This is a genomic window from Phascolarctobacterium succinatutens (genome assembly GCF_958453765.1).
Taxonomy (GTDB): Bacteria; Bacillota; Negativicutes; order Acidaminococcales; family Acidaminococcaceae; genus Phascolarctobacterium_A; species Phascolarctobacterium_A succinatutens_B.
The window spans coordinates 1-15,613 of record NZ_CAUDZA010000031.1 but is presented as its reverse complement, the minus strand read 5'-3'; the positions used below and the strand labels follow the sequence as shown (position 1 = coordinate 15,613).

Genomic DNA, 15,613 nt, shown 5'->3' with positions numbered 1-15,613 from the left:
ATTACTTCTTTCTGTCAGTCATCAGGCGAGTAATTTCACGTAACGGCTCTGCATTCTCGCCAAACATTTCCAGGCATTCCAAAGCCTCTGCCACAGTCTTTTCTGCCAGCTCGTGTGCTGCCTGCAGGCCGTACAGTGTTACATAAGTAGATTTGTGGTTCTTGGCATCACTGCCTACCGGCTTGCCAAGCTCCTCCTCAGTACCTTCGACATCAAGGATATCGTCGGTAATCTGGAAGGCAAGTCCCAACAAATCAGCAAATTTGGTAAGAGCCAAAAGCTGCTGGTCATTAGCGCCGGCCAGATGCGCACCGCCGCGGATGGCAGCAATAAAAAGCGCACCGGTCTTGCCCGCATGCAGTTTGCGCAGCTCCTCCGGCGTAATCTTTTTGCCTTCAAATTCCAAATCAAGGCCCTGACCGCCAACCATGCCGAAGTTACCGGCACACATAGCCATTTCACGTACAGTTTCAATCAGAACCTTAGGGTCAACATTCTTCTGCTCCAGCATTACCTCAAACGCCAAAGTGAGCAGGCCGTCACCGGCAAGCACTGCCATGGCCTCACCAAAAACCTTATGGTTGGTCAGACGGCCGCGACGATAATCATCGTCATCCATGCACGGCAGGTCATCGTGAATCAGAGAATAGGTGTGAATCATTTCCAGACCGCAAGCCACAGGCAAATAATTGTAGCCCTTGCTGCCCACAGCCTCTGCCGCAGCCATCAGCAGAATCGGACGAATGCGTTTACCGCCTGCCATCAGGCTGTATTCCATAGCTTCATCTACCTTGGAAATACCCTTTTTAGCAATTCTGTTCTTCAAATAGTTTTCTACAAGTTTTTGCTGGTTAGCATAATAAGCTTTAAAATCCATTATTTTACCTCCAAATCCTGGAATGCTTCTAATTTATAGCCAACGTCGTTACTGTCGGTAACAACGATTTTTTCAACCTCCTGCTTCACTGTTTCCAATCTGCTGCTGCAGACACGGCTCAGCTCCACACCGTATTTGAATACCTCCAGGGCCTTGTCCAAAGGCAGCTCGCCGCTTTCCAGAAGCTGTACCTGTGCTTCCAGCTCGCTTAAGGCATCTTCAAACTTAATGTTCTTTGCAATCTTTTTCGTTGCCATCCTTTACCGCCTTTCTACCTGCTGAACAACCGAGGTTATCACACCGTCTGCGACTGTTGTCAGCAGCTCATCACCCCATCTGAGGTCATCAACACTGCTTACCAGCGTATAATCGGATTTTTGGCTCACAGAATAGCCTCGTCCCAAAACAGCCAGCGGACTTAAGCTGTCCAGCCTTGCCGCCGCCAGCGCCAGCTTATGCTCATCCTGCTGCAGATGCAGCTCTAAGGCCTCACGCAGTCTGCGCGAAGCAGTATCCAGACGCTGCGACTGGTCGGCAAAAAGCCTTTCCGGGTCACGCAGCGCCCACGAATTAACTAAATTATCCAATCTGCGCTGCTGCTGCGTCAGCAATGCTGACAGCAGGCTGCGCGCACGCTGCTCCAGATAGACAACGCGTTGCTTATAGCCTTCAACATCAGCCACCACCAGCTCCGCGGCCTGCGACGGTGTCGCAGCCCTCACATCGGCAGCAAAATCGCACAGCGTAAAATCTGTTTCATGGCCTACAGCACTGACCACCGGAATTTTGGAGGCAGCCACCGCTTTCACGGTAATTTCTTCGTTAAAGGCCCACAAATCCTCAATAGAACCGCCGCCACGTCCTACAATAAGGACGTCAGCCAGCTTTTTACGGTTAAAAAATTCAATCGCCGCAGCAATTTCCGCCGAAGCGCCCTCACCCTGCACCTTAACGGGATAAAGCAACAGCTTTATGCCCTGATTTCTCCTTCGTGACACTGTTATGACGTCACGCACAGCTGCACCTGCAGGAGAGGTAATAATACCCACAGTGCGCGGATGCAGCGGCAGCTGCTGTTTACGCTCAGGCGCAAACAGGCCGGCACGCTCCAGCTTCTGCTTGAGCTTTTCGTAAGCCTGCATCAAATCGCCCACGCCCTGCTGCAGCAGTAAATCGGTATACAGCTGATAAACACCGTCGCGTTCATAAACTGCCAAACGGCCTACGGCAACAACAGTATCGCCGTTCTGCGGTTGAAAGCGCAGGTTAACGGCTTTACTGCGAAACATTACGCATTTGAGTACCGCACCGGCATCCTTCAAAGTAAAATAACAATGACCTGAAGGATAGCGCTTAAAATTGGAGATTTCACCGACAACCTGCAGATTACGCAGCTCCGGCTCCTGCTCCAGTATATGCTTTATGAAATTATTTATTTCGCTTACCGAATAAACATCTTCAGTCATTTTTCTTATGTAATCTCCAGGCAACAGCGGCACAGCCACTGGCATTATCACAGCTGAAGCGTCCTTCCGGCACCCACAGGCGCACACGGCGCTTCGCCAGCTTTTCTTCAACATGCTTGCGAATGTACTTGTTGGAGCCTACGCCGCCAACTAAAATAACATCTCGCACACCATATGCTGCTGCGCCGTTACGCAGTAAACGGGCAAAGGTTTCCGCAAGCGTATGCTCTACGCCCAAGGCCAGAGAAGCAGCATCCGCCCCAGCCTCCAGCTTGCGCATAGCGGCAGTTGCAGGTCCCGATAAGCTCACATCCAGCTTACGCACGGACACCGGCAGCTCCAGCGGTTCCTCCGCCTGGTCTGCAAGCTGCTCCAGTTCCGGACCTGTCGGAAACTGCAGTCCCAGCGCCACACCGATGCGGTCCACAAACTGACCGGCGTGCAAATCAAGGCTGCCGCCAACCTGCGTCAGGTTGTAGCGGCTGTCCTCACGGCGCTCGCACAGCAGCAAATCAGTAGTACCTCCGCTGGCATGCAACAACAAAAAGCGCTCCGCCTGCGGACCGCCTGCCGACCAAAGACCGGCCTCCAAGTGATTTTCCTGGTGGCTGATGACCTCCAGTGGCACCTTATAGGCAGCTGCCAGGCTGCGGGCAACACTCATACCGGCAAGAAACGCCGGCATATAGGAGTCCGCAAGCGGACGCGGATAACCGCTGACACCAATCGCTGCCAAGGTGCAATCCTTATCGGCAAAGACCTCCTCCACCAAGCGCGGCAGATTGCGTGTATGCTGAAAAACCATCTCGGACTGCTGCAGGCCGCAGCGTCCCGGCTTCACGCTTAAAATCTGTCTGGCCTCGGCAAGCAGGCTGCCATCCTCCGCCAAAAGAGCGGCAGAGGTAGTGTAACAGCTGGTATCAATGCCTAAATAAACCTTTTGGCTCATTTTCTTGCCAGCTTACCTAAAACACCGTTAATAAAGCGCGGAGATTCTTCGGTACCATAAGCCTTGGCAATCTCCACTGCCTCGTTGATAGCAACACCTGCAGCCAGAGCAGGCTTTTCGTGACGCATTTCAAAAACTGCCACGCGCAGGATATTTCTGTCGGTAGCAGGCATGCGCTCTACAGTCCAGTCGGTTGCACAGCTGTTCAAAGTCGCATCAATAGCCTCTTTGTTTTCTACAACGCCGTTAACAAGCACCATGGAATATTTCTTTACATAGTTTCTGGCACTTGCTGCCCCCAGCTCCTTATGCTGGTCCAAAGCCTTGTCTACCGCAGCTTCCGGATGCAGCTCCTCGTGCTCATCTAAAGCTGCGTCAACAGCCTGTTCTACCTCATTACCGGTAAAGTCTATTTGGAATAACGCCTGTAAGGCAACCTCTCTTGCAAGTCTACGAATCATTTGCACACTCTCCTTGTATAAAAATTTTTAATAAATATCTTGTATGATGATGGATTCAGATTAGGCAGATGGTGCCTTATCTTTCGCCGCTACCACTGTTATCTGTGGTAGCCTGGCGGCAACAACCTATCCAACCACTCCAGCAAATCCTCTTTCTTATCCAGCTTGTTGCCGATAAAAAAGCCCAAGCCGATGCAGATCATCAGAAACAGTGCCTGAAAAAATCCCAGCCACAGCACAACCACGCCGATAAACAGGCCAAACACCGAGCAAAGCAGACGGCCGCGATAATTATTCCAGATATCATTAAGAATATCGTTAAACATAGCTTCTGCCTCCTATTCTTCCTTTGCTTTAATCTGTTTGAAGAACAGCTCTATTTCCTTAACCTCAATGCCGGTAACCTTTTTGATGGTTTCACGGACGTTGGTCTTAATCTCACCGGAGGTTTCCGGAATATTTATGCCGGGTTCAATCGAAGCATTAATGCGCACATCAATGCATTGATCCTCCAGCTTCACAATAACCTTTACATGATGGATGCCGTATATTTCCTGCGACAGAACAGCAATATAATCCTCCAATGCGCCCTTGCCTACAAGCACCTTGCCCTTATCGCTGTCACTCAGCTTCAGCGAGCTTACGCCCGTCAGTCCCAGGCCGGTAATCAGTAGCCGTACGCTCACCAGCAGCATAATCACGCCGCCTACAGCATAAACCCAGTTGCCCGGAATATGGCTGATAAACGCTACCATACCGGTATCAGAGAAAACGCCCAGGCTGCACAGCAGCGTCAGCACTGAAGCTACCGTCATTAATATCGTATACAGCGTCAGGATAATTCTATCCGCAATACCCATAACAGTTAATCCTCCTCTAAAAACTTCCTATGCTTTTCATCCATGTCTTCCTCCGGCGGCAGCTCAAAATCATGGTTATCATGGAGATTAACCAGCTGCTGCTCAAAGGAATTGGCCTCCGTTGCTTCCGCACGCTTAGCCTGCGCCTGCAAAATCTCTGCCATATCAACATCAGATGAGCTTTCCTTTTCCAGCTCGCTTTCACGCCTCTTGGCTACACCTTCAACATTGACATCAACAAACTGGACCTCGTAACCGGTCATAGCCTCAATGGCATCTTTAACCTTTTCCTGTACCTCCAAAGCAATCTCCGGAATGCAGCAGCCGTATTCAATAACAATATACACACTGGCATTTACCGTCTTGCCTTCAAAATGCAAATGTACGCCCTTAGAAGCGTTCTCCTTGCCCAAGAAGCGGTTAATGCCATCTGTCAGACCACCGCTCATGCCGACAACTCCCGGCACCTCCTGCGCCGCCAAACTGGCAACGATACAGATAACCTCGTCGGCAATACGTATATCACCATATTCTTCCTTGTCCTGTGTTTCCGCTGCTTCGGCAGCAGCTTCAGCGGCTTCTGCAGCCTTGGCCCTGATAGTGTCCTTTATATTTTTTTCTTCCATATCCGGCACCTCCTGCTCGCTTACGTGCCGGCAGAAGCGCGACAGCGTAATGAAGACAGTTATACATTATTATCTTCTTATTATAACACATTTTATACAATCCGTATGCATAAAATGTATAAAAAATAAGTGCTTAGCCTACATATGATTGATTCCGCTTTTCGCTTACAGTACATGAGCAATACAAGGGAACGCAATACTTCACATATCATATGCAACGCAAAAAGACCACTCCGCAGAGTGGTCTTTAAGAATAATTTCAAATTAAGCTTACAGCGCTGCTTTAACCTTTGCAACCAGGTTTTCAACAGTAAAGCCGTATTTTTCCATCATTACATCGCCGGGTGCGGAAGCGCCGAAGGTGGTAATGCCCAGAACATTCTTTTCAGTGCCGGTGTAACGGCTCCAGCCGTACGGCACACCAGCTTCAACAGCAAATTTGGTTACGCCTACAGGCAGAACACTTTCCTTGTACTCATCGCTTTGAGCATCAAAAGCATCCCAGCAAGGCATAGATACAACGCTAACGTCAATGCCCTCTTCTGCCAGCTTAGCTTGTGCAGCCAGTGCCAGATGTACTTCACTGCCGGTACCGATTAGAACAGCCTTAGCCTCGTTCTTAGCCGGACTCAGTACATAAGCGCCCTTATGAGCGTTTTCATGGATTGTTGCTGCATAGTCATGCAGTACAGTCAGTTTTTGACGGCTCAGCAGCAGGCAGGTAGGTTTATGTTTGTTCAGGCAAGCCTGTTGCCATGCGGTAGCAGTTTCCAGAGCGTCAGCCGGACGGATAACGCTTACGTTCGGAATCAGACGCAGAGCCATAGTGGTTTCAATCGGCTGATGAGTAGGACCGTCTTCGCCCAGTGCAATGCTATCGTGAGTCAGTACGAATACAGACTGAATTCCCATGAGTGCAGCCATACGGATGGTAGGACGCAGGAAGTCAGCGAATACCAGGAAGGTGCCGCCGAAGGGAATGAAACCGCCATGCAGGGAAATGCCGTTCAGAACGGTACCCATAGCGTGCTCACGAACGCCAAAGTGAATATTGCGGCCGGTTCTGTCCAGCTTGGAGAAGTAACCGCCAGTTTTCATGATAGTTTTGTTGGACGGGCCAAGGTCAGCACTGCCGCCAACCAGCTCAGGCAGCTGTGCAGCCAGAACTTGGATAATATCGCCGCTTGCTTCGCGGGTAGCGTTCTTAACGGTATCCTTGAAGATTGCTTCCAGAGCAGTCAGATTAACCATGGAGTTGCCGGCAATGCGGTCTTCCAGTTCTTTAGCCAGCTCAGGATATACCATCTTATAGTCATCCATCAAAGCATTCCAGGCAGCTTCATTTGCAGCGCAGCCATCCAGCTTAGCAGCAAAATGTTCTTTAACCTCAGCAGGTACATAGAACATTTCCTGCGGCCAGCCGGCTTTTTCTTTGGTAGCTGCCAATGCTTCACCACCCAGCGGCTCGCCATGGCAGGACGGGCTGTCCTGTTTCGGGCTGCCGAAGCCGATGTGAGTACGTACAATAATCAGAGAAGGATGCATAGTATCAGCCTTAGCTTCTTCGATAGCTGCCTGCATAGCGTCAACATCCTCGCTGCTTTCTACGCGCAGAACCTGCCAGCCATAAGCCTTGAAGCGAGCTTCAACATCCTCAGTGAAGGCAATATCGGTGCTGCCTTCGATAGTAATCTTGTTGTCATCATATAAGTAAATCAGTTTGCCCAAGCCAAGGGTACCTGCCAGAGAAGCAGCCTCGCAGGAAACGCCCTCCATCAGGTCGCCGTCAGAGGTCAGACCAAAGGTATAGTGATCAACAACCGGGAAATCGGGTTTGTTGTACTTTGCACCCAGCATAGCTTCGGCAATAGCAAAGCCAACGCCCATAGCAAAGCCGTGACCCAGAGGACCGGTAGAAACGTCAACGCCAGGAGTCAGGCCGAATTCCGGATGGCCCGGAGTCTTGCTGCCCCATTGACGGAAGTTTTTCAGCTCATCCAGGGACAGGTCATAGCCTGCCAGGTGCAGCATAGCATACAGCAAAGCGCTGCCGTGACCCGGAGAAAGGATGAAACGGTCGCGGTTGAACCATTGCGGATCAGCCGGATTATAATTCATAAAGCGGTCCCAAATGGTGTACATCAAAGGAGCGGTACCCAGAGGGAAGCCAGGATGGCCGGATTTAGCCTTTTCTACCTGGTCTGCTGCCAAAAAGCGAAGAGTGTTTACACATGCCTGATCAATTTTCTGCATCGAGAAAACCTCCATTTTTCCAAAATTATCTAAATTAATTATATCATATTTCCCTATATTGTCTACACTTTTTCGTTAAAATTGTAAACTATTTACACTTTTAACAGAATCTCCAAGTGAAGATAATCGTATGATATTATTATTTTCCCGTGCTGCCGAAGCCGCCTGCACGTACAACCTTCTCCACCTTATCGTCATCGTCAACGGTCAGATAGTTGTAGAAAATGCCCTGTGCAATGCGTTCACCCTGCGGAATCGTAACAGCCTCGGTACCCATATTCATCAAAGCCACCATAATGTGACCTTCGTTATCAGCATTATTATAATAATCGGCATCAATAATACCGACATTATTCACCAACATCAGATGCTTCTTTACCGCCATGCTGCTGCGGATATGCAGGCCCAAGAACTCGCCTGTCTGCATATAAGCCTTCACACCTGTAGGCACCAGCACCAGCTTACCTGGCTCCAGTACAACCTCTTCGGCAGCGCTGATGTCATAACCGGCGCTGAACTGTGTCTTGCGCTCCGGCATCGGGAACTCAACATCCATATATCTGGCAACCTTTTCAAAACCACGTGTTTTCATTAGTAAACCTCCTATTCTATTACCCCCTTCCGCCTCGCTATGCTCTGCACCTTCCCCTAAGGGGCAGGCAAGAGGGTTCGTCAAAAACCAAGCATGAGTAAGTGGTATATCGTGCAGCGAATAAAAATTTTAGCAAATAAGTGTCTGGAACCATATGCGGGCGCATCCAAGAAGCGAGTCCGCTGGACGAAGCTGATTGGCTCATGCGCGCCATGCGATAGTGTCCCAAGAAGCAAGCTCTAAGAGCGCGGCTGATTAGTCTGACACGAACCGCTAAGTGTCGCAACTGTTTGAGCGCTATGACGGACTTATATAGGAAAAACTCTTTGCATAGCGCGAGTTTTGCGGCACTTCGTTTTGGTTCCACACGAAAATTGCGTTATGTCCTACGGACATAGGAAATTTTTTTCTGAGCGGAAGGATATATCACTTACGATACATATAACACCACATTACAATTTACAAAAAAGAGCTGTCACAAATGCGACAGCTCTTTTAAATTCACAAATTATTTTTGTACGCTCTTCATCAGAACAGCCTTGCGGGACAGGTTAATGCGGCCCTTGTTGTCGATTTCGGTAACCTTAACAACAATTTCATCGCCAACACTTACAACATCCTCAACCTTATCTACATGCTCGGTAGACAGCTGGGAAATATGTACCAGACCTTCTTTGCCCGGCAGAATCTCAACGAAAGCACCAAAGTTCATCAGACGGGTAACCTTACCGGTATAAACCTTGCCAACCTCAGCTTCGGCAGTAATGCCTTCGATCATCTCGATAGCTTTATTAGCAGCCTCGGTGTTAACAGCAGCAATAAATACGCGACCGGTATCATCGATATCAATCTTAGCGCCGGTTTCGTCAACAATCTTCTTGATCATCTTGCCGCCAGGTCCGATAACCTTAGCAATCTTATCAGGATCTACATGGATAGTAGTAATCTTCGGAGCATATTTGGACAGCTCTTTGCGCGGTTCGCTGATGCATTCCATCATTTTGCCCATGATGAACTCACGGCCGCGTTTAGCCTGTGCCAGAGCCTGGGTGAAGATATCCTTGTTGATACCGTCAATCTTAATATCCATCTGGATAGCAGTAATACCTTTTTCGGTACCTGCAACCTTGAAGTCCATATCGCCCAGAGCATCCTCCAGACCTTGGATATCAGTCAGAATAGTGAAGTATTCGCCATCCTTAACAAGGCCCATAGCAACGCCTGCAACAGGAGCTTTAATAGGAACGCCTGCATCCATCAGGGACAGGGTGCTTGCGCAAACAGAGCCCATGGAGGAGGAACCGTTGGATTCCAGAACCTCGGATACCAGACGGATTGCATACGGGAACTCCTCTTCGGAAGGAATAACCGGACGCAGAGCGCGCTCAGCCAGAGCACCATGACCGATTTCGCGGCGGCCAGGGCTGCGCAGAGGTTTGGTTTCGCCTACAGAGTACGGCGGGAAGTTGTAGTGATGGATGTAACGCTTGGTTTCCTCAGCGCCGAGACCATCAAGGATTTGTGCTTCACGCAGCGGAGCCAGAGCCAGAACGTTCAAAATCTGAGTCTGACCACGGGTGAACAGAGAGCTGCCATGCGGACGAGCCAGCAGGCCAACCTCGCAGCTTACCGGACGTACTTCGTCTAATTGACGGCCGTCAGGACGAATCTTATCTACAGAGATAGTGCGGCGAACGATTTTCTTAACCAGCTTTTGGGTGATGTAAGCAACGTCTTTAGCATTATCAGGATATTTCTCCAGGAATACTTCAGCGATTTCAGCTTTAACCTTAGCAACGTTTTCTTCGCGCTCCAGCTTGTTGGCATCCATCAGAGCATCTTTGAGCTTTTGAGCACCGTATTCTTCGATTTCCGCAGCCATTTCTTCAGGCGGAGCGTAGAACGGAACTTCCATTTTCTCTTTGCCGATTTCAGCAACGATTTTCTCCTGGAACTCAACGAGTTGTTTGATTACGCCATGACCGAACCAGATAGCATCCAGCATGGTTTCTTCGGAAACTTCGTTAGCACCTGCTTCTACCATCAGGATAGCGTCTTTGGTGCCGGCAACAGCCAGGTTCAGTTGGCTGATTTTAGCCTGTTCAACAGTCGGGTTGATGATGAATTCACCATCAATCAGGCCTACGCGCACACCGGCGATAGGACCTTCGAACGGAATATCGGAAATAGACAAAGCGCAGGATGCACCGATCATAGCGGGCATATCCGGAGCATTGTCGGGATCAACGGAAACAGCGGTAGCAACGATTTGTACATCGTTGTGGTAGCCTTCCGGGAACATCGGGCGAATCGGACGGTCAATCAGACGGCTGGTCAGGATAGCCTGCTCAGACGGACGGCCTTCGCGTTTAATAAAGCCACCGGGGATTTTACCTACGGCGTACATTTTTTCTTCAAAATCAACAGTCAAAGGGAAGAAGTCTACACCCTCACGCGGGGTCTTGGTGCCGGTAACGGCAACTACTACGGCGGTATCGCCATAACGAACTAATACAGCGCCATTAGCTTGTTTTGCAATCTTGCCGGCTTCAATAGTAAGAGTTCTGCCGCCAAGATCCATGCTGTAACTATGCATATCTTATGCCTCCTATTCTTTTCACACATTGTGTACCTGCATATTATTCGCCGTCAATCAGAAAAATCCTCTATATTTTTACGGCTTTTTAAAAATTTTTTTGAAAAAAATTTCTACAACAGACCAAAACAGCCGACAGCTCTGCCCAAGGCAACACTGCCGGCCGTCAGAAATACATTTTTACGCTATTAAAAGCCCATAAAAAGACGCATAATAAACAAAACTATTGCGCCGACAGCGGCAAAGACAATAAACGTCGGCAGCAAAAAGAAGATAACTGCCACAATGCCGCACAAAATCAGAAAAGTAATCAGAATGCCGCTGCCGCAGCCAAAGGTATGTACCTTGATATTCGGCGGCACCTGCTGCTGTCTTTCATTATAAGCATCAGCACCGCTGTCATATACAGCGCCTTCCCTGGCACTTTTGTTTTCCTCTGTGCCTGCGCTCTCGTCTATCGTCACGCCCTCAAAGGTATCGCGCTCCTCCGGACTGAGCACCTGCGCATCAATCTTGAACTGATAATGGCAGTACGGACATTCCACTGTGCCGGGAGCAACCTCGTGGCCGCAAAAATCACACTTCATATTCTGGTGCCTCCTCTCACTGCAGCAGCATCAGCAGCAAACCCTCTTCGTTAACGTAACGCGGGTCATGTGCCTCCAGCTGCAAGGTTTCATTTAACATATCTATCATCTGCTTCAGCTTTGCATGGTCGGTAGCACGGCACATAGCAAAAACCTGCTTTTCCGTAAAGGTATAAACATCATTCAGCTTAACAAAGCAGTACATAACCGCTGCCGTCCAATGCTCAAAATCAGCGTCTGTATTATCAGGCAAAGCATTGCCACGAAGCATAAAATCGCTCCACATGGTACGCATCAGCTGTATATCATAGGCAGAAAAAAGCCCTGTTCCTCTAAGAGATTCCAGCATTGCCGAGGTCTTGTCCTCAAGCAGCGCCGCAGGCTGATAATTACTTATCTGCGTACTGAAATTAAAGCCCTCCATACGCACATAGATTGCATACAAAACAGAAACATGGCGTACGAACATCGGATTACGGTTGATGAACTTCTCCCAGCTCATCTCGCCGCTTTGGCGCACGGCAAACCAGTCTTTCGCCGCACTGACAACCTCGAAAAAGCGCTTACGCGAGGTCTGCGACATCACCAGTCCGCGCAGGAAGTTCATCACCATAGTATTTTCATAAAAAATATGGCCCATGAAAATATAGCCTTCTGTGTCAATATTATCATCTACAGGCAGCATCAGCGTATATTTTTCATTAGTGAAAATATTTCTGCAGACATACATTCCCTCCTCCGTGCGTCTTTGCACATCAAAGAGAACCAGCTTAGCCTTAATCAGCTCATTCAAAATATCAACGGAGGTATCCATCTCGGAAGCATCACGGCAAATTACATCACGGTAATGCTGCAGAGGCGTTTTGTCATCTTCAAGCAGACGATAGTCAAAGAGAAAATAATCCCAAAAGGTCTGTGAATATTCCTCCGTGCCCGGCTTTTCCTGAACAGTACCGTTCTGAAAAATACCGCCGAAGAGAAAATCGGCCCGCTCCAAATCACGGCGGAACTGCTTCTGCGTATAGTAGCTTTGCACATCATCCAGCAAATTCTGCATTCTCTCGCCGATGTTCAGATACACCTTCGTCGGCAAATCCGGTGTAGAATACAGATTGTAACGGTCATGCCCAGGCAAAAAGCTGCCATCCTTGCCGACAATCTGCAGTTTTCCGTCAACCAGCAGCTTTGCTTTAGCTTCGGCAGGCGCATTATCACGGGTAATAATGCGTTTCTTTTTCATATATGCATAAAACTCCTGCATAACATCTAGGAAATGTGCGATGTTGCTCTCCGTTGCCGGGAAGCCGGAAACATTGCGGCAGCACCAGCCTACGCAGTCAATAAAATCCTCACGCGACATATCACCGAGAAAGTTCTCGGAATTGCCAAGGTAAATACAAAGAATCGTAATATAATCCCAAATCTTGACCAGCTCGCCGTCTTTGGCTCCCTGCCAAGTTTTATAGCGCAGGAAATCCTCAGCACAGGCTTGCTGCAGTACCGAATTCCATTCTTCATCCTGTGTATAAAATTCTTCTATCAAATCGAAAACATTAGTCATTTTTTCTCCATTCTCTGACGTATTATGGAGATATTATACCACACTTTTGTGGCTAATTTATGTTTTTTTGCGCCAGCTGTGCCGCCAGATAGATATCCTGCAGCGGCACCCCCTGCTCCTGCGCCAGTTTGGCAGCGCTGTCATATTCCACATAACAGCGTTCGCCGTTCTCCAACAGGCAGCGCTTCACCGCCACATCACCGTAAGCAGTGTGCACCACATCCCTGCGGCGTGGCAGCACAGTGCGTTCCATGCGCGCACGACGGATGCCGATTGTTGTCGTTTCCGCAAAAATCAGCGCTTCCAGCTTCGCTCTGTTCTCATCGCGGCAGATAACAGTAAGCTCCCACGCCGGACGGCTCTTCTTCATAAACACCGGCTGATAATGAGCATCCAGCGCTCCTGCCGCCAGCAGGCGCTCCAGCGTGTAGCCCAAAAGCTCGCCGCTGCAGTCATCAATATCAGACTGCAATTGGCAGATGCAATCTGTCTGCAAAGCGTTACTGTTTACAGAGTTTTTTTTTGCGCATTATCCTCAATCATCAGCGCACGCAAAATGCTGGGGCGCTCATACTGACGCTTGCCTGCTCCCAGACCGATGCCCAGAATTTTAAAGCTCTGCGGCAACTCGTCCGTAGTCATCAGCGCAGCAGCGGCAGCAGCACCGGTCGGTGTAACGAACTCGCCCTGTACCGGCAGCAAGCGTACATTAAAGCCAAAGCGCTGCATAATATTAGCTGTTGCCGGAACAGGCACCGGCAGCACGCCATGCTGGCAGCGGACAGTACCGCGGCCCTCGCACAGCTCCGGCACAATTACGTTTTCAACGCCCAGGCTGTCGGCACACACAGCAATCGCCACAATATCAACGATGGAATCAATCGCGCCAACCTCATGGAAATGCACTGCATTCTTCTCCACAGCATGCGCCTTTGCCTCAGCATCCGCAATAATATCAAAAATTTTCAACGCCAATGCCTTGGCTGCAGCACTCATATCCGTAGCATCAATAATCGCAATAACCTCCTGCAGACCGCGGTGCTCATGGTGATGATGATGCTCATGCGGCACATGGCTGTGCTCATGTTCATGTTCGTGGTCATGATGATGTTCATGCTCATGGCTATGCACTACAGCATCGCCGTTGCCATGCAAAAAGGCCATATCATGGTCATGGTTAGCATGCTCCTCGTCCAGAATAACATCAAAATCACAGCAGTCAACGCCTGCCTTAGACACTCTGCTGATTTTATACTCAAAGCCCTTCGCAGGAATACTCTGCAGAGCCTTATCAAGTGCCTCTTTATCCGCGCCCAAATCCAAAAGTGCTGCTACCAGCATATCGCCGCTGATGCCGGCATTACATTCCAAATATAAGCTTTTCATAATCTTCCTCCTAACCAAAGCCTGCATACTCGTAACAGGCTGCTGATAAAATTCGCTGTAAGTATAATTTAATCCTGCTTTAAAGTTTCATTCATGCTGCCTGTACGATAGCCCTGTAAATCAAGTGCCACATAAGCAAAGCCTGCAGCCTTCAGTCCTTTGTAAATTGCGCTGCGCATCGGCTCCGCCACTGCCAGCTCCAGCTGCTCGGGCAACAGCTCAACGCGCGCCAAACTGCCATGCACACGCACACGGAACTGCTTAAAGCCCAGCTCCCACAAAAGCTGCTCCGCCTTATCCACCGCCGCCAGCTTCTCCGCCGTAATACGCTCACCGTAAACAAAGCGCGAAGCAAGACAAGCAAAGGAAGGCTTATCCCAAGTCGGCAGCTGCAGCTTATGCGACAGCAGGCGGATTTCTGCCTTCGTCAGCTCTGCAGTGCGCAGTGGGCTCTGTACATTAAGCTCCGCCAAAGCCCTCAGGCCGGGGCGGTAATCGCCAAGGTCGTCCATATTCGAGCCTTCGCAAAGCACAGCACCGTTTTCCTGTGCAATGCGCAGGAAATTACTGAACAGCGTTTTTTTGCAAATATAGCAACGGTCCGGCGGATTTTCGGCAAACCCCGGCACCTGCAGCTCATCAAAATCAAAGTAAAGATGACGGATTCCCTGCTTCCGACAGAACTCCTCTGCCTCTGCTATATCACGCTGCAGCACAACGCCGGAACGCGCCGTCACCGCAAGCGCCTTATCGCCCAAAGTCAAATGAGCCGCCTGCAGCAAAAACGTCGAATCAACGCCACCGCTGAATGCAACCAGCACACTGCCCAAGCGCCGCAGCTCCTGCTGCAGCACGGCAAACTTGGCTTCCGCCTGCATTTCTAAAGCTTTATCTTTTGGCATAATATTTCTCCCTCATAAATTTTAAATACATAGCTTGCGTTTCCCCCTTCCGCCTCACTACGTTCGGCACCTTCCCCAAGGGGCAGGCAAGAAAGGTTAGACTAGCAATTAATATATCGTGTAAGGAATAGCAATTTTAGCAAATGAGTGCCTGGAAGCACAGGAACAAGGGGACGTAACTTACTGTTACAATCTGACAAATTTTACCGAAGTTCCGTCTTGCTTCCGCATTAAATTTGCGTTAAAAAATTGCTCCTGACTGAAACGATATTTAATTGCGACGCACAACCCCCTTCCGCCTCACTTCGCTCGGCACCTTCCCTATACTAAGACCCATTTTCATAAAATGAAAATGCTGGTCGTGTTATACTCGAAGAGTGCAAGGAGCAGGCAAGAAAGGCTCAGTTAAAAGCCAACACGAGCAATTAATATATCGCAAAGCACAACCCTCAGTCATCGCCTGCGGCGATGCCAGCTCCCTTGCAGGGAGCATATAA

General features: G+C 49.4%; 16 protein-coding genes. All 16 read right to left on the bottom strand.

Translation table 11 applies throughout. From position 1 onward, the window contains the following. Position 1: 1 nt before the first annotated feature. The 16 genes from Q7Q81_RS10015 to larE all read right to left on the bottom strand — a co-directional run bounded on the left by Q7Q81_RS10015 (position 2) and on the right by larE (position 15,116). Positions 2–877, bottom strand: a complete 876-nt coding sequence (locus tag Q7Q81_RS10015; RefSeq protein ID WP_009145018.1) for a polyprenyl synthetase family protein — start codon at positions 875–877, stop codon at positions 2–4. After that, the gene (gene xseB, locus Q7Q81_RS10010; RefSeq protein WP_293388542.1) at positions 877–1,134 is read right to left on the bottom strand and encodes an exodeoxyribonuclease VII small subunit; all 258 of its coding nucleotides are present in this window, start codon (positions 1,132–1,134) and stop codon (positions 877–879) included. The genes Q7Q81_RS10015 and xseB overlap by 1 nt, the downstream gene beginning before the upstream one ends. A gap of 3 nt (positions 1,135–1,137) precedes the next feature. Beyond that, complete coding sequence (gene xseA / locus Q7Q81_RS10005) at positions 1,138–2,343, bottom strand: exodeoxyribonuclease VII large subunit (protein WP_304275803.1); 1,206 nt, start codon at positions 2,341–2,343, stop codon at positions 1,138–1,140. Further along, positions 2,336–3,292: a Kae1-like domain-containing protein gene (locus tag Q7Q81_RS10000; RefSeq protein ID WP_304275801.1), complete on the bottom strand. Its 957-nt coding sequence runs from the start codon at positions 3,290–3,292 to the stop codon at positions 2,336–2,338. Before Q7Q81_RS10000 ends, xseA begins: the two co-directional genes overlap by 8 nt. Continuing rightward, positions 3,289–3,753, bottom strand: coding sequence for a transcription antitermination factor NusB (gene nusB / locus Q7Q81_RS09995; RefSeq protein WP_009145022.1), 465 nt, complete (start codon positions 3,751–3,753; stop codon positions 3,289–3,291). Before nusB ends, Q7Q81_RS10000 begins: the two co-directional genes overlap by 4 nt. Positions 3,754–3,851: 98 nt before the next feature. Beyond that, positions 3,852–4,079 (bottom strand): DUF2273 domain-containing protein, encoded by a 228-nt coding sequence (locus tag Q7Q81_RS09990; protein ID WP_009145023.1) that lies wholly within the window; start codon positions 4,077–4,079, stop codon positions 3,852–3,854. A gap of 12 nt (positions 4,080–4,091) precedes the next feature. After that, on the bottom strand, positions 4,092–4,613 hold the full coding sequence (amaP, locus tag Q7Q81_RS09985; RefSeq protein WP_009145024.1) for an alkaline shock response membrane anchor protein AmaP: 522 nt from the start codon (positions 4,611–4,613) through the stop codon (positions 4,092–4,094). Between the two features lie 5 nt (positions 4,614–4,618). After that, positions 4,619–5,239, bottom strand: a complete 621-nt coding sequence (locus tag Q7Q81_RS09980) for an Asp23/Gls24 family envelope stress response protein (RefSeq protein ID WP_009145025.1) — start codon at positions 5,237–5,239, stop codon at positions 4,619–4,621. Between the two features lie 270 nt (positions 5,240–5,509). Then, a complete protein-coding gene (gene tkt / locus Q7Q81_RS09975; RefSeq protein ID WP_304275798.1) occupies positions 5,510–7,492 on the bottom strand; it encodes a transketolase in 1,983 nt (660 codons plus the stop codon). Between the two features lie 139 nt (positions 7,493–7,631). Next, positions 7,632–8,084, bottom strand: coding sequence for a dUTP diphosphatase (gene dut / locus Q7Q81_RS09970; protein WP_303679864.1), 453 nt, complete (start codon positions 8,082–8,084; stop codon positions 7,632–7,634). 508 nt (positions 8,085–8,592) lie between these two features. After that, a complete protein-coding gene (locus Q7Q81_RS09965) occupies positions 8,593–10,680 on the bottom strand; it encodes a polyribonucleotide nucleotidyltransferase (protein ID WP_021719776.1) in 2,088 nt (695 codons plus the stop codon). A gap of 188 nt (positions 10,681–10,868) precedes the next feature. Then, positions 10,869–11,267: a hypothetical protein gene (locus tag Q7Q81_RS09960; RefSeq protein ID WP_021719777.1), complete on the bottom strand. Its 399-nt coding sequence runs from the start codon at positions 11,265–11,267 to the stop codon at positions 10,869–10,871. A 16-nt stretch (positions 11,268–11,283) separates the two neighbouring features. Then, on the bottom strand, positions 11,284–12,828 hold the full coding sequence (locus tag Q7Q81_RS09955; protein WP_304275793.1) for a hypothetical protein: 1,545 nt from the start codon (positions 12,826–12,828) through the stop codon (positions 11,284–11,286). Positions 12,829–12,880: 52 nt separating this feature from the next. Next, entirely contained in the window at positions 12,881–13,324 is a 444-nt protein-coding gene (larC, locus tag Q7Q81_RS09950) for a nickel insertion protein (protein WP_304275791.1), read from the bottom strand. An 11-nt stretch (positions 13,325–13,335) separates the two neighbouring features. Beyond that, the gene (locus Q7Q81_RS09945) at positions 13,336–14,214 is read right to left on the bottom strand and encodes a LarC family nickel insertion protein (RefSeq protein ID WP_304275788.1); all 879 of its coding nucleotides are present in this window, start codon (positions 14,212–14,214) and stop codon (positions 13,336–13,338) included. Between the two features lie 68 nt (positions 14,215–14,282). Then, positions 14,283–15,116, bottom strand: a complete 834-nt coding sequence (gene larE / locus Q7Q81_RS09940) for an ATP-dependent sacrificial sulfur transferase LarE (protein ID WP_304275787.1) — start codon at positions 15,114–15,116, stop codon at positions 14,283–14,285. Positions 15,117–15,613 lie beyond the last annotated feature (497 nt).

Coding starts and splice junctions, on each gene's coding strand:
- Q7Q81_RS10015 (WP_009145018.1), bottom strand. CDS start 877: ATGGATTTTAAAGCTTATTATGCTAACCAGCAAAAACTTGTAGAAAAC.
- xseB (WP_293388542.1), bottom strand. CDS start 1,134: ATGGCAACGAAAAAGATTGCAAAGAACATTAAGTTTGAAGATGCCTTA.
- xseA (WP_304275803.1), bottom strand. CDS start 2,343: ATGACTGAAGATGTTTATTCGGTAAGCGAAATAAATAATTTCATAAAG.
- Q7Q81_RS10000 (WP_304275801.1), bottom strand. CDS start 3,292: ATGAGCCAAAAGGTTTATTTAGGCATTGATACCAGCTGTTACACTACC.
- nusB (WP_009145022.1), bottom strand. CDS start 3,753: ATGATTCGTAGACTTGCAAGAGAGGTTGCCTTACAGGCGTTATTCCAA.
- Q7Q81_RS09990 (WP_009145023.1), bottom strand. CDS start 4,079: ATGTTTAACGATATTCTTAATGATATCTGGAATAATTATCGCGGCCGT.
- amaP (WP_009145024.1), bottom strand. CDS start 4,613: ATGGGTATTGCGGATAGAATTATCCTGACGCTGTATACGATATTAATG.
- Q7Q81_RS09980 (WP_009145025.1), bottom strand. CDS start 5,239: ATGGAAGAAAAAAATATAAAGGACACTATCAGGGCCAAGGCTGCAGAA.
- tkt (WP_304275798.1), bottom strand. CDS start 7,492: ATGCAGAAAATTGATCAGGCATGTGTAAACACTCTTCGCTTTTTGGCA.
- dut (WP_303679864.1), bottom strand. CDS start 8,084: ATGAAAACACGTGGTTTTGAAAAGGTTGCCAGATATATGGATGTTGAG.
- Q7Q81_RS09965 (WP_021719776.1), bottom strand. CDS start 10,680: ATGCATAGTTACAGCATGGATCTTGGCGGCAGAACTCTTACTATTGAA.
- Q7Q81_RS09960 (WP_021719777.1), bottom strand. CDS start 11,267: ATGAAGTGTGATTTTTGCGGCCACGAGGTTGCTCCCGGCACAGTGGAA.
- Q7Q81_RS09955 (WP_304275793.1), bottom strand. CDS start 12,828: ATGACTAATGTTTTCGATTTGATAGAAGAATTTTATACACAGGATGAA.
- Q7Q81_RS09945 (WP_304275788.1), bottom strand. CDS start 14,214: ATGAAAAGCTTATATTTGGAATGTAATGCCGGCATCAGCGGCGATATG.
- larE (WP_304275787.1), bottom strand. CDS start 15,116: ATGCCAAAAGATAAAGCTTTAGAAATGCAGGCGGAAGCCAAGTTTGCC.